The organism is Arthrospiribacter ruber, from assembly GCF_019343195.1.
Classification (GTDB): Bacteria; Bacteroidota; Bacteroidia; order Cytophagales; family Cyclobacteriaceae; genus Arthrospiribacter; species Arthrospiribacter ruber.
Genome location: NZ_RPHB01000002.1, coordinates 688,029 through 701,626, shown reverse-complemented (window position 1 = coordinate 701,626; position 13,598 = coordinate 688,029). Strand labels below are relative to the sequence as shown.

Here is a 13,598-nt window from a genome sequence, read left to right as displayed (position 1 = left end):
AAGAAGAAATAAAATCCTTGTACGAACTGAGCAAGGGCCGTTCCGGTAGTCCAAAACTTACAATAGATCTCAGGGATAGGGGAATCTTTGTATCACGTCCCAGAGTAGCCAGAATTATGAAGAAAATGGGGATAAGGAGTATTATTTCCAAGAAATTCAAAGTTGTAACAACTGATTCAGATCATTCATTCAGCATATCCCCGAATCTTCTGGAAAGGGATTTTACAGCGGAAAGGAAAGGACAGAAATGGGTGTCAGACATCACTTATGTCAGGACTTTACAGGGTTGGTTATATCTGACTATTATCATGGATCTCTACGACAGAAAGATAATCGGATGGTCCATGAGCCATGGTATGGATGCAGAGTCAACTGTAATAGCAGCATTTAAAATGGCAATAAAGAACAGACCTGTCAATCCATTTGAACTGATCTTTCATTCTGACAGAGGTGTCCAATATGCCTGTAATCAATTCAGAGCTTATTTAGGCCGTTACAACATCAGCCAGAGTATGAGCAGAAAAGGAAATTGCTGGGACAATGCTGTGGCTGAGAACTTCTTTAAAATAATCAAATCTGAAATGGTATATCATTCTTTATTTAAAACAATACCCGAGGCAAAGGTTGCAATATTTGAATTTATAGAAATTTGGTACAACAAAAAAAGGAAGCATTCTTATTTGAAGTATATGACTCCTGAACAGTTTGAAAACTTAAATCAAAAAATAGCAGCTTAATATGTTGTCCAGTTTTTTGTTGCAAATCCAGGTGAGAAGTTTATCCCGGTTGGACGCGCTAAGCAAGTCCTTATCAGGAAGCCCCAGCGGGATCACATAAAAAAACCTCTATATCGGAGGTTTTTTTATTTTGTAAGGTTTGGAAGAAGGGTACGAACTAGGTTTCAACTGGATAGAGCATCCCGACTAATCGGGAAGGTTTCAGGTTCGAGTCCTGACAGGATCACAATGCCGAAGAGCATCTCTCGCAAGGAGATGCTCTCATTATTAATGAAGAATTGATTCCGTAGCTCAGCTGGTAGAGCATAACACTTTTAATGTTAGGGTCCTGGGTTCGAGCCCCAGCGGGATCACAAAAGTTGGGAACAGCGCCAAAGGGTGAGAAGTTTATCCCGGTTGGACGCGCGAAGCAAGTCCTTATCGGGAAGCTCCAGCGGGATCACATAAAAAAACCTCTATATCGGAGGTTTTTTTTATTTTTAATCCAGATGTTTTTCAGGCGATAGGACTAATTCTGGGTGAGGAGTAATTGAAAATAGGTTTATCCCTAAAATTGCTTCATTTTTTTAGGTTATTAACTGACAAAAATCTTACTTGTAATTAAATAAGGAAGGGCAATAATTAACACTTTACTATTTGCTTTTTCTGATAATGTAACATGATTATATGCCTCTTTACCAGTAGCCTCAATTTCTGATACAAATGGGTGTTCCAAAACAACATTTACGATATCGAAATATCAATTAATATCGATTTGAGCTGAAAATCCAAGCTTAATTTCATCACTTGTAAAGTTCCGTATATTCATATAATGTAATTAACCAGCATCAATAATGAGGAGAAGAAAAATCCAAAGTGCCAAAGTCAAAATTGCTTTAGTCCTGACGTTTTTGGTGATAATAATTTTTGGTAAAAATTTGTTTGAACGTAAAAATTTCAATGAGTTGGGAGACAGTTTTATTTCATTTTACGAGGACCGGCTTGTTGTGGAGAGTTATATTTTTTCTATTTCTGAGAAGCTTTTTAGAATCAAATTATTGATCAACCATTGTGAGTTTGAGAGTGATTATACCAACACTGTCCAGGAAATAAGCGATTATGAGCAAAGGATATTGAGATTGGTTAAAGAATTTGAAAAAACTCAACTGACCACCACGGAAGAACAGTTTCTCAATGATTTTAAAAGAATTATCAGTGACAACTTAAGGATAGCTGATTACACCTTACTATACTCGGTAGAAAAAGGTATCAATGAACAGAAGGTAAAAGAGTACAATTCCTATATCGAAAGGGCTCTTAGGGATCTTGAAAAACTGTCCCAGATACAGGTTAATGAAGGTCAAAAATTGGCGATGAACTCTGATAAAGTAGTAAATAGGTCTAAAATTTGGTCGCAGTTTGAACTCGCGGCTTTGATCATATTACTGGGTATCATTTATTTTTTGATTTACTCTTCAAAGTCGGTTTCCAACGAGATATAAAAAAATAGCCCCAAATTTTTGGGGCTATTTTTTAGAAATTGAAGCTTTTCATGTAGGCTGCATTTTTTTCTGCTGCTTCCATCGGAGTGGTTCCTTCAAACCTTTCCTGCTCCACGATAAAAAATTCCATTCCATTGTCTTTGCCTGTCCTCAGGATTGAACTGAAGTCCATAATGCCATTCCCAATCAATGTGGATCCATTTGCTTCCTCAAAGGGGAGGTCTCCAGACTTGTCTTTGACATGCCCTAAAGTAAATCTGCCCGGATACTTTTTGATATATTCTTCAGGGTCATATCCAGCTGTATAGACCCAATAAGTATCCATTTCAAAATCTACCAGATCTGGATCTGTATTGTCCATCAGGATATTTTGTGGCACTTCACCTTCTAGCTCGGTAAATGTATAGCCATGGTTATGATAGGCAAACCTTAGTCCGTTTTGCTTGCAGATTTCACCTTGTTTGTTGAAGGCGTCAGCCATTCTTTTGTATTCATCAATGGACTTTTGAGGTCCTATGTAAGGATTGATGAGGTATTTCATGCCGATTTCTCCAGCTTCCTCTGCCAATTTCTCTAAGTTTTCGAAAGTATTGCAATGGGAGGCGATAAAGTCCAGTCCTAGGTCATCCACAAAGGATTTGAAGTCTTTGTTGGACATGCCCCAGAAAATCCCTTTTCCTCCATCAAATCCTTCAATTTGTGTGTAACCAAATCCAGCAATTGCCCTTATGGTTTCTTTTGCATCTTGGGCCATGTTTTCTTTTACAGAATATAACTGGAGACCAAAATCATTTAATGTGCCCTCTGAACTTCCGATGCTTGCCTCAGTAGACCTCTTGGATTCTTCTCTTTTTGGATTACAAAACTGTAATGGAAGTAGCGCTCCAGCTCCCAGGATGGCGCTCATTTGAATAAATTTTCTTCTGTTTGTCATAGTGTTGGGGTTCAATAAATAAGGACTGCCCAAAAGACAGTCCTTTATTCAGATTTTACAACATGTTTAGATGGCATAAGCCTTGTCACCTGGTTTATAATCGATGCAGGGATCGAATCTTCCAGGGGCTTCATAATACCTTAGTTGCTGGGTAGCACCGATTTCTGAAGTGAAATAACCCAAGACAGTCAGGTCCTGTACCATTCCGATAATGGCTTTGGCTGACTGATCCTCCAATTCTCCAGCTCTTGCTTTCAATTCATTGAGATAGGCAGTCCTTTCTTCTGTGGAAGCATCCATGAAGTCTTTACCTTTTTGATCTTTGAAGTCTTTTTTGATGAAATTCAATCCGTCTACAAAAGACTGCTGCTGCTCAGAATTGTAGGTATCTTTTACCATCATCACCATAAAGGTCCCGATTTCAGTCGCTTTAGCTCCTGGTGTATCTGTAGTAGGAATAATCGCTTCTCCGATTTCATCCAGAAATGCGATGTCTTTTTCGGAGAATTCCAATCCTTGAATTTGGTCATCAGGAGCACATCCAGTAAGGATGGCATTAGCACCTACCATGGCTCCTCCCATCATTAGGGCGAAGCTCTTGATTGCGTCTCTTCTATTCATTGCCATAGTTAGATTCTTTTAAGGATTATAAGTTGCCTTTTTTCAATTCACTGACAGCAAAATCTGCTGCTCTTGCAGTCAAGGCCATATATGTGAGTGAAGGGTTCTGGGCTGCTGCCGAAGTCATACAGGCACCGTCAGTGACAAATACATTTTTGGCATCCCATACTTGATTGTTCCCATTAAGAACTGAGGTTTTGGGATCTCTTCCCATCCTTGCAGTTCCCATTTCATGTATACCTTGTCCAAATGTGTATCCTGCATCATAGGTGTTTACATTTTTGAGGCCGGCAGCTTCTAGCATTTCAGCTGCATCGTTCATCATGTCAACCCTCATTTTCTTTTCGTTCTCCTTGATTTCTGCATTCATTTCCAATACAGAAAGGCCCCATTTATCCTTGACATCTTTGCTCAGCTTAATGGTGTTTTCGTGGTATGGCAGGATTTCACCAAATGCAGTGATGCCCATGCTCCAAGGTCCTGGCTCGCTGAGAGCTTCTTTCAAAGGAGCTCCAAAGTTTACCTCAGCGACATTGCGGCTCCAGCCGGACCTGCTGGCAGCTCCCTGATATCCAAAACCTCTGACGTAATCTCTTTTGTCTCCATCGATATTCCTGAATCTAGGAATGTAAATACCAGTTGGCCTTCGTCCGAAGTAATACTTGTCTTCATATCCTTCGGCGATACCGTTGGCTCCTAACCTGAAATGATGGTCCATCACATTGTGGCCAAGTTCACCCGAACTGCTTCCCAATCCTTCTGGCCATACGTCTGTCGCAGATCGCATTAATATTGCTGTAGAATTGAATGCAGAAGCACAAAGGAAAATGATCTTTGCATTGAATTCATAGGTTTTATTGGTTTCGGCATCCACAACTTCCACACCTGTTGCTTTCTTGCTGTCTTTGTCATAAATGAGTTTGTTGACAATAGACCATGGTCTTAAGGTAAGGTTACCGGTTTTCATGGCTGCCGGAAGAGTGGAAGATTGTGTACTGAAATACCCTCCAAAAGGACATCCTAGCCAACATTTGTTTCTGTACTGACACTGTACCCTACCTTCCAATGGCTGGGTGATATTTGCCGGACGGCCAATTATAATGTGCCTTTTATTGTCAAAAGCCTTCTTTACCCTTTCCGCTACATCTTTTTCCACACAGTTGAGAGGCATCGGTGGCTGGAATTCTCCATCAGGTAGAATAGCCAGACCATCTTTGTTACCGGAAATACCGGCAAATTTCTCCACATAACTGTACCATGGTGCAATGTCTTTGTACCTAATAGGCCAATCTACAGCTATACCTTCTTTCAGATTGGCTTCGAAGTCAATGTCAGCCAGTCTATAACTCTGCCTTCCCCAAAGTAGTGACCTTCCACCGACTTGATATCCTCTAAACCATGTGAATGGCTTTTTCTCCACATAGGGCGAGTCAGATTCCTGTGCCCACCAGTCAAGATTTTGTTCATTCAGTACATAATCCCTTCTAAGGTTGGGATGATTTTCAGTCATTTCGACTGTTCTTCTGCCTCTGTGAGGTATTTCCCAAGGAGCTTGAGTAGCATTCTTATAGTCTTTGACATGCTCCACATTCTGACCCCTTTCCAACAAAAGGACTTTAAGCCCTTTTTCTGTCAATTCTTTCGCTGCCCAACCTCCACTGATTCCGGACCCGACAACGATAGCATCATACGAATTATCCGCCATAATTAAATTAAATATTGAGTTTATTATATATCACAAATTTTTATTGCCTCTTCCAAAGAGGCAATTTTATCCTGCCTTGTAGGAATGAACTCCTGACAGAAATAACCCTTGTATCCGGTATCTAAAACAGCTTTTACCACAGCTGGGTAATTTATTTCTTGGCTGTCATTTATTTCGTTTCGACCTGGATTACCTGCAGTATGGTAATGACCGAAATATTTATGGTTGTTTTTGATTGATCTGATGATGTCCCCTTCCATGATCTGCATGTGATAGATATCATATAGGAGTTTGAAACTTTCTGAACCTACCATTTTACAAAGCTCAATTCCCCAAGCGCTTTTGTCACACATGTAATCAGGGTGGTCTACCCGGCTGTTGAGCAGTTCCATAATCAAAGTTACATTATGTTTCTCAGCAAGTCCTGTGATTTTTTTTAAGCCTTCCGCACAGTTTTTCATTCCTGTTTCATCATCCATTCCATTCCTGTTTCCGCTAAAGCAGATCAGGTTTTTGTATCCTGCTTCTGCTACTTTGGGAATGATGTCGCTATATCTGGCAATAAGCTCTCTATGGTACTGAGGGTCGTTCCATCCTTTTTCTATTCCCAATTCAGCTCCATTACACATGGAACACTCTACCCCATGTTTTTTAAGAATGTGCCAGTTGTTTGGACCAACTAAGTCGATGGCATTGAATCCGATTTTTTTGATAGCTAGACAAAGATCCTCTAAGCTCATTGGGTTAAATGGCCAGTGGCAAACGGCATGGTTTATATTTCCTTTAAGGGAATCTGATGATGTCGCTGTCAAGCAACCAGCAATAGGCATAACACTTAAGGTTGCTGACCCTAGCGCCATTTTTTTGAGAATGTTTCTTCTGGTTATTTTGGTCATTGTTTAACGGTTTGAGATTCTGATTTTTTCCTTAAAACTTCATTTTTGAAAAGTACAAGGAAAAATAGAACCACTAATATAGCAATCCCTGCGGGAATCAACCATATAGAATTCCAATCATGTAATCCATCTGCCTGTAAATAGATGTCAGTGACCTGTCCGGCAATAGCAAAACCGATCAACATGCCTACTCCATAAGTGGCAAGGGTGATCATTCCTTGGGCGGCAGATTGGATTTTGGTGTCTGCTTTGGAATCTGTGTATATCTGTCCCGATACAAAGAAAAAGTCATAACAGATACCATGTAAGGCTATTCCCACTATCAGCATCCACAGTCCTCCTTCGGCATCTCCAAATGCAAATAAGGTATATCTCAATGCCCAGGCAATCATTCCCACAAGTAGTGTGGCTTTGAATCCAAATCGCTTGAAAAACATCGGTAAAAGAAGCAAAAACAAAGCCTCAGAAACTTGGCCAATGGTCATTTTCCCGGTTGGATCACTTACGCCAATTTCGGCCAGAAAAGGGTTGGCGTTTTGATAATAGAACGCCAAAGGAATACAGATCAATATCGAGGAAATAAAGAAAACCAGGTAATTTCTGTCTTTTAAAAGCTTCAAAGCATCCAGGCCCATTATATTCCAAATGGATACTTGTTGGCCTTTTTCGGCTCTAGGAGGTGTTTTTGGAAGAGAAAAACTAAAAATCCCTAATGCCAGAGAAGCTAAAGAAGCCATTAGGAAAGTGTTTCTTAGCAGGCCTTGTGACATACCTTCAGAAGAATCCCAATGGAATAAATAGCTGATTACTAGCCCTGCAGAAATCCAACCTATAGTTCCCCAGACCCTGATCGGTGCAAATTCTTTTTCAGGGTCATTCAATTGCCGGAAAGAAACAGAATTGACCAAAGCCAATGTAGGCATGAAAAGAATCATATATAAAAATACTGCTGGGTAAAAAAGCTGAAAGCTGTCTGAAATATACATCATGTACATCAAGGCAGCTCCAGCTAAGTGGAGCAGGCCAAGGATCTTTTCAGCATTGAAGTACCTGTCTGCAATCAGCCCAATTACAAATGGGGCGATGATTGCGCCAAATGACTGGGTCGAGAATGCGGCACTTGTCTGTGCTCCGGTAGCCTGAAGATTGTACCCCAAAAAAGTGCCCATGGTAACAAACCAAGATCCCCAAATGAAAAACTCAAGGAACATCATTAATGATAGCTTAATTCGGGTGGCCAGGGGCATAAGATAGGTGTATTGAGGATTGAAAGATCCGGATCTGTCGGGCAAAGTATAGAATTTGTACTTTAATTTAAAGGTTTTTTACCTTAATTTTAAATGTTCCAATCTGTGGCAAATAAATCAATTGAGCAGGTATTTCTTTACCATTCATAACATCTTACGGCAATTGATCAATTATTTAAAGTGCTTTTTAAGTGAATGAATTTGATAAATTATCTTACAGGGAAATTAACCTAAAGTATAATATTAACTGACACTATTAAACCTAAAAAAATGGCAATACGAAAAAAACTCAAAATGGGAATGGTCGGGGGAGGTCCCGGGGCCTTTATTGGAGCGATTCACAGGAATGCAGCCCTGATGGATGGCCTGATTGAACTTTCCGCAGGGGCATTTAGCAGTAATTCCGAAAAATCCAGACAAGCTGGAGAAGAACTGATGTTGGACCCTTCCAGAGTTTACGCTTCCTATGATGAGATGATTCAAAAGGAACTGAAGCTTCCTGAAGAAGAACGAATCGATATCATCAGTATCGTTACTCCCAACAATGTCCATTTTGACCCTACAAAAAAGGCCCTTGAAAACGGCTTCCATGTAGTACTGGATAAACCATTGACTCTTAATTATGAGGAAGCTAAAACGCTTTATAAAATCATTAAAAAAAGTGATAAACTATTCTGCTTGACACATACCTATACTGGTTATCCCATGATCAAACAGATGAAGCAGATGATAGCCAACGGAGATATAGGGATCATCAAAAAAGTGTATGTTGAATATCCACAAGGCTGGCTATATAAGTTGTTGGAGCATGAAAATAACAAGCAGGCAGAATGGAGGACAGACCCTGCCAGAAACGGGAAGGCCGGTTGTTTTGGTGATATAGGTACTCATGCCTTCAATCTGGCGGAATATGTGACCGGGCTTCATGTCACGAAAATCTGTGCTGATCTTGATATTAAGGTGGAGGGAAGACCTATTGATGATGATGGAGCAGTTTTGATGCGTTTTGAAAACAATGCCTCCGGTATTCTCACTGCTTCCCAAGTGGATACAGGTTGTGAAAACAACCTTAAAATCAGAGTTTATGGGGATAAGGGAGGCTTAGAGTGGCAGCAGGAAGATAACAATAGTCTGATCGCAAGATGGCCAAACCGACCTGCAGAGGTCTGGAGAGCGGGTACCGGGTATCTTGGGTCTTTGGCCAATGAAAACACCAGAACTCCTGCCGGACACCCTGAAGGATACATAGAAGCATTTGCCAATATATACAGGAATTTTGCAAGGTGTATCTATGATTTGAGGAATGGAGAAGAGCCCAAGGCAGAATGGTGGGATTTTCCAGGTGCAGAAGATGGAATCAGGGGTATGGCCTTTATTGACCATGTGCTCGCCAGCTCTGAATCCGATCAAAAATGGACGCCATTTATAGTGGAAAAATAATCAAAAATCTCTTTCCCAAAAATCTAAAATCTTCAATTTTCAATCTACAATCTTAAATCTACAATCAACAATCTACAATCTAAAATAATAAACCTATGAAAACCATTAAAGGACCAGCGATATTTTTGGCCCAGTTTGCAGATGATGCAGCCCCGTTTAATTCCCTCAAATCCATTTGTGAGTGGATGGCCAATGTAGGATATAAAGGCGTTCAGATTCCCTCTTGGGATCCAAGAATGATAGATCTTCAAAAAGCTGCCGAGAGCAAGGATTATGCAGATGAAATCAAAGGAACTGTCAATGAGGCAGGTCTTGAAATCACCGAGCTTTCTACCCACCTTCAGGGCCAGTTGGTAGCGGTACATCCAGCGTACAATGAGCTTTTTGATGGATTTGCACCTGCAAACCTTGCAGGAAACCTGAAAGGAAAGACAGAATGGGCAACCCAGCAACTAAAGTATGCAGCCAAGGCTTCATCTAACCTTGGGCTTAGTGCACACGCAACTTTCTCTGGAGCTTTGATGTGGCATACCGTATATCCATGGCCACAAAGACCGGCAGGTTTGGTCGAAACCGGATTTACTGAGCTTGCAAAGCGCTGGACTCCGATTCTTGATGAGTTTGATCAATATGGTGTGGATGTCTGTTATGAACTCCACCCCGGAGAAGACCTACATGATGGGATTACCTTTGAGATGTTTTTGGAAAAGGTAAATAACCACAAACGTGCGAATATCCTTTACGATCCAAGTCACTTTGTTTTGCAGTGTTTGGATTACCTTCAATTTATTGATTTTTATCATGATAGAATCAAAATGTTCCATGTGAAGGATGCAGAATTCAACCCAACAGGCAAGCAGGGCGTGTATGGAGGCTTCCAAGGATGGGTCGACAGAGCAGGAAGATTCCGTTCTTTGGGTGATGGTCAAGTGGATTTTAGTGGTATCTTTAGCAAACTTTCGCAGTACGACTTTGATGGATGGGCAGTCTTGGAGTGGGAATGTGCCATCAAGCATCCTGAGCAGGGAGCCATAGAAGGTGCTCAATTCATTGCTGACCATATCATTAGGGTAACCGAAAAAGCCTTTGACGATTTTGCGGGAACCGGTGCTGATGAAGCATTTAACAAGAAAATTTTAGGTATCTAATTAATTCCAGTAACATGAAAACAATTAAATCGATGGCATTGGGAATGGTAGCTATTGCTTCCCTTGCTTACGCATGTGGAGGTGGAGGATCAAGTTCTTCCAGCTCCGAAACCACAACATCAACTTCTTCATCAGCTCCTGCAGCTTCCCAAAGCTTGGAGGACAAGTACAAAGATGATCCTGTATTTGTAGCAGGATCCTCCAAAGCCAAAGAGGCTGGATGTACTGCTTGCCACATGGTAGAAAGAAAAATCGTAGGCCCATCTTACGCAGATGTAGCGGCTAAATATGACAATACACCTGAAAATGTAGAGCTTCTTACTTCCAGGGTAATCAAAGGAAACGTAGGTGAGTGGGGCGAAGTACCTATGCCTGCTCATCCGCATTTGGACACTGATGATGTGGAAACCATAGTCAAGTATGTCTTACTACTTAAAAAATAAAAAATGAAAAATTTAGGATACTTACTAATGGTTTCTGCGACTTTAAGCTTTTCCTGTGGTGGTTCTTCCGAACAATCTGCCGAAACGGTAGAAGTGGAGGTTGAAGAAAACGAATGGGTGGAGCTATTTGACGGGACATCTTTTGATGGCTGGAAAAAATATGGTGGCGGAGAAGTTGGTAATGCCTGGAAAATCAAGGATGGTACCTTATATCTTGATGCAGCCAACAAGGAAAATTGGGAGCAAGGAGATGCAGGAGATATCGTTACCGTAGACGAATTTGAGAATTTCCATTTTCAATTGGAATGGAAAATTGCAGAGAATGGAAATAGCGGAATCATTTTCCTTGTACATGAATCAGAAGAATATTCTTATCCATGGATGACAGGTCTGGAAATGCAGGTTTTGGACAATGACGGACATCCTGATGCAAAAATCAGAACCCATCGAGCGGGAGATCTATATGATCTTATCGAATCAAGCGAAGAGACTGTGAAGCCAATTGGTGAATGGAACCTTGCAGAAATTATTGTTAACCAAGGTGAATTGCAACTGCATCTCAATGGGGTGATGGTGGTCTCTACAAGCCTATGGACACCGGAATGGGAAGAGATGGTAGCCAATTCCAAATTCAAAGACATGCCGGGTTTTGGCAAGTACAGAAAAGGGAAAATAGCCCTTCAAGATCATGGAGATGAAGTGTGGTTCAGAAATATCCGAGTAAAAGAACTCTAAAATAGAAAAAGCCGGTCTTAAGCCGGCTTTTTTTAGTTTATAGGAAATCCTTCTTTTTTCCATTGCTCATACCCACCTTCGAGGTTGTAGATTTTGCTATAGCCTTTGTCCTTCAGGATTTCAGCTGCCTTTCCGCTTCTCCCCCCTACAGCACAGTATATGTAGATTTCAGAGTCTTTAGGCAATTGATCCAATTTTTCTGAGAAATCCGAACTGCTGAAATCGATTTTGAGGGGATTATCTATGACCCCGTTAGCTATTTCTTCTTCCGTTCTCACATCAATTAAAATACCATCGCCTTCTGTGATCAATTTTTGAAAAGTAGCATTGTCAACCTGTACTATCGTCTGATCATCACGCTTCTGTTTTTCGCTTGTGCAGCTTGTCCACGTTAGCGAGATCATCATGATAAAAACTAATGCCTTGATTTTTTTTGAATGCATATTAAGTCTTTGTTTTTCGGTTTTTGTAAACTTATTAAAAAATATCCATTCGTATAAATTGTGTAAAATTAAAAAAGGCAACCATTTGGGTCCCTTTAAATTAATCATTTGAAGGGTGATCTCCTCCTCCGGATGGGTGCTCACTACTTGATGGATGCTCTCCTCCCTCGGTTGGATGCTCCTCTTCAGCAGGATGCTCCTCTACTTGTTCAGTATCGGATTCTGATTTCTTTGGTCCACAAGATGTAGTGGCTACAGCAAATAGAAATCCAAACGCAAGCACAAGCGAAAGAATCGACTTGAAGCTTTTTGATTTTTTCATTGTTATTGAGCTAGATTGGTGATTTCATAAAATTATGAATCTCCAATGAAATAAAAAGCTGGGCTATTTCAATAAATCCTTTCCCTGATTCTAAATTCTTACAATTCCAATACCACTATAGTTTCCAAGGGTTTTCTTTTATCGTAAGGCACAGTTAATAGTATTCCGTCTTTGGTTTCGGAAAATCGGATTTTACTCTTGTCTCCAAAAAGCGTGGCAGACTTCACTTTTTTTCCTACAGTAGGAATCAATATAGATTCATCCTTCCAAGCCAGCATGTGAACATACACCTTATTGTCCTTTTGTGTGGTAACACCCCAAGGTCTTGGTTCAATTGGCCCTTTTCTGGTTCCATAAATAGTTTCCCCGTTTTTCTCCAACCAATTCGCCATCACCATAAGGGTGTCTACATTTTCAGATTGGATTTTTCCATTGGGCAGAGGTCCTGTGTTCAGTAGGAAATTGGCACCATATCCAGCAGCTCTGATCATAGTTTCCAATAACTGACTGGAACTTTTGAACCTTCTGTCCTTGATATTGTAACCCCAGCTGCCGTTCATGGTTTCGCACATTTCCAGAGGCAGTTCCTGGGAAATTTCAGCACCTTTATTGAATCCCATGGTGTTTTCGCCTGGCAAATCTCTTTCAAACATCTGAAAATCTTCACCAGGAAAGGGTGCCAAGTGATGATTGGAGCCTATTAGGGCTCCTGGCTGTAAGTTATGTATATGGCTGTAGATTTCGTCCAAGTACCAATTTTCATCATATTTGTCCCATTGACCATCGAACCAAATCCCACCGATTTCTCCATAGTTGGTCAGCAATTCAGTCAGTTGGTCTTTCATATAATCTATGTACTTTCTCCATTCTCCGGAATCAGGTCTGCCTGTATATCCTCTACCTGTACTTCCTCTTGGAAAGTAATCGGGATGGTGCCAATCCAGCTGGGAGTAATAGAAGAAAAGCTTGATGCCTTCCTTGTCACAGGCATCTTTGAGTTCTTTAAGTACGTCTCGCTTGAATGGTGTCTTTTTGACTATGTTGTAATCAGAAGCTTTGGAGTCGTACATCGCAAATCCATCATGATGCTTAGAGGTGATGGTGATGTATCGCATTCCGGCTTTTTTAACCATTGCTACCCATTCTTCAGCATCAAATTCAATGGGGTTGAAAAATCCCGGCAAATTTTCATAAGCCACTATGGGAATCTGTTTTTGGTTCATAATCCATTCGGCAATTCCCATGTCCCCACCACCTGCCATGACAGAGTAGACCCCCCAATGGACAAAGAGTCCATACTTGTTGTCCTGAAACCATTCTCTGTTTTTAAGATTTTCCGGGGATGGCTGGTAGTCTTTTTGAGAAAAAACCTCATGATTGGAGAATAAAAGCGATAGAATCAAGCAGATTAGAATTGGCTTTCTCATAATTCTGGAATTTCGGGTT

The 13,598-nt window shown here is 40.7% G+C and carries 14 protein-coding genes and 1 tRNA gene; 7 read left to right on the top strand and 8 right to left on the bottom strand.

What is annotated here, in order from left to right:
• The 3 genes from EGN73_RS05970 to EGN73_RS05960 form a co-directional block, all read left to right on the top strand.
• A partial coding sequence (locus tag EGN73_RS05970) for an IS3 family transposase (RefSeq protein WP_219287610.1) occupies positions 1-737 on the top strand: 737 nt, incomplete at its 5' end.
• A gap of 280 nt (positions 738-1,017) precedes the next feature.
• Positions 1,018-1,090, top strand: a tRNA-Lys gene (locus EGN73_RS05965).
• A gap of 480 nt (positions 1,091-1,570) precedes the next feature.
• Positions 1,571-2,218 (top strand): MCP four helix bundle domain-containing protein, encoded by a 648-nt coding sequence (locus tag EGN73_RS05960; RefSeq protein ID WP_219287609.1) that lies wholly within the window; start codon positions 1,571-1,573, stop codon positions 2,216-2,218.
• A 31-nt stretch (positions 2,219-2,249) separates the two neighbouring features.
• Here EGN73_RS05960 and EGN73_RS05955 read toward each other — a convergent pair whose 3' ends face one another.
• The 5 genes from EGN73_RS05955 to EGN73_RS05935 form a co-directional block, all read right to left on the bottom strand.
• On the bottom strand, positions 2,250-3,152 hold the full coding sequence (locus tag EGN73_RS05955) for a sugar phosphate isomerase/epimerase family protein (protein ID WP_219287608.1): 903 nt from the start codon (positions 3,150-3,152) through the stop codon (positions 2,250-2,252).
• Positions 3,153-3,218: 66 nt separating this feature from the next.
• Positions 3,219-3,779 carry a gluconate 2-dehydrogenase subunit 3 family protein gene (locus tag EGN73_RS05950; protein WP_219287607.1) on the bottom strand — a complete coding sequence of 187 codons (561 nt, stop codon included), beginning with the start codon at positions 3,777-3,779 and terminating at the stop codon, positions 3,219-3,221.
• Between the two features lie 19 nt (positions 3,780-3,798).
• Positions 3,799-5,478 (bottom strand): GMC oxidoreductase, encoded by a 1,680-nt coding sequence (locus EGN73_RS05945; RefSeq protein WP_219287606.1) that lies wholly within the window; start codon positions 5,476-5,478, stop codon positions 3,799-3,801.
• A 23-nt stretch (positions 5,479-5,501) separates the two neighbouring features.
• Entirely contained in the window at positions 5,502-6,374 is an 873-nt protein-coding gene (locus EGN73_RS05940; RefSeq protein WP_219287605.1) for a hydroxypyruvate isomerase family protein, read from the bottom strand.
• The gene (locus EGN73_RS05935) at positions 6,371-7,621 is read right to left on the bottom strand and encodes a nucleoside permease (RefSeq protein ID WP_219287636.1); all 1,251 of its coding nucleotides are present in this window, start codon (positions 7,619-7,621) and stop codon (positions 6,371-6,373) included. The genes EGN73_RS05940 and EGN73_RS05935 overlap by 4 nt, the downstream gene beginning before the upstream one ends.
• Before the next feature lie 270 nt (positions 7,622-7,891).
• Here EGN73_RS05935 and EGN73_RS05930 point away from each other — a divergent pair, with 270 nt between their 5' ends.
• From EGN73_RS05930 to EGN73_RS05915, 4 genes are all read left to right on the top strand, one after another.
• Positions 7,892-9,061, top strand: a complete 1,170-nt coding sequence (locus EGN73_RS05930) for a Gfo/Idh/MocA family protein (protein ID WP_219287604.1) — start codon at positions 7,892-7,894, stop codon at positions 9,059-9,061.
• 95 nt (positions 9,062-9,156) lie between these two features.
• Entirely contained in the window at positions 9,157-10,209 is a 1,053-nt protein-coding gene (locus EGN73_RS05925) for a sugar phosphate isomerase/epimerase family protein (RefSeq protein ID WP_219287603.1), read from the top strand.
• Positions 10,210-10,223: 14 nt separating this feature from the next.
• Positions 10,224-10,652 (top strand): c-type cytochrome, encoded by a 429-nt coding sequence (locus EGN73_RS05920; RefSeq protein WP_219287602.1) that lies wholly within the window; start codon positions 10,224-10,226, stop codon positions 10,650-10,652.
• Positions 10,653-10,655: 3 nt separating this feature from the next.
• Entirely contained in the window at positions 10,656-11,387 is a 732-nt protein-coding gene (locus EGN73_RS05915) for a 3-keto-disaccharide hydrolase (protein WP_219287601.1), read from the top strand.
• A 32-nt stretch (positions 11,388-11,419) separates the two neighbouring features.
• On the opposite strand, the gene EGN73_RS05910 is transcribed toward EGN73_RS05915, so the two are convergent.
• The 3 genes from EGN73_RS05910 to EGN73_RS05900 all read right to left on the bottom strand — a co-directional run bounded on the left by EGN73_RS05910 (position 11,420) and on the right by EGN73_RS05900 (position 13,579).
• Positions 11,420-11,830 carry a rhodanese-like domain-containing protein gene (locus EGN73_RS05910; protein ID WP_219287600.1) on the bottom strand — a complete coding sequence of 137 codons (411 nt, stop codon included), beginning with the start codon at positions 11,828-11,830 and terminating at the stop codon, positions 11,420-11,422.
• A gap of 100 nt (positions 11,831-11,930) precedes the next feature.
• Positions 11,931-12,113, bottom strand: a complete 183-nt coding sequence (locus EGN73_RS05905; RefSeq protein ID WP_343207084.1) for a hypothetical protein — start codon at positions 12,111-12,113, stop codon at positions 11,931-11,933.
• A gap of 137 nt (positions 12,114-12,250) precedes the next feature.
• Entirely contained in the window at positions 12,251-13,579 is a 1,329-nt protein-coding gene (locus EGN73_RS05900; RefSeq protein ID WP_219287598.1) for an alpha-L-fucosidase, read from the bottom strand.
• Positions 13,580-13,598: the final 19 nt, after the last annotated feature.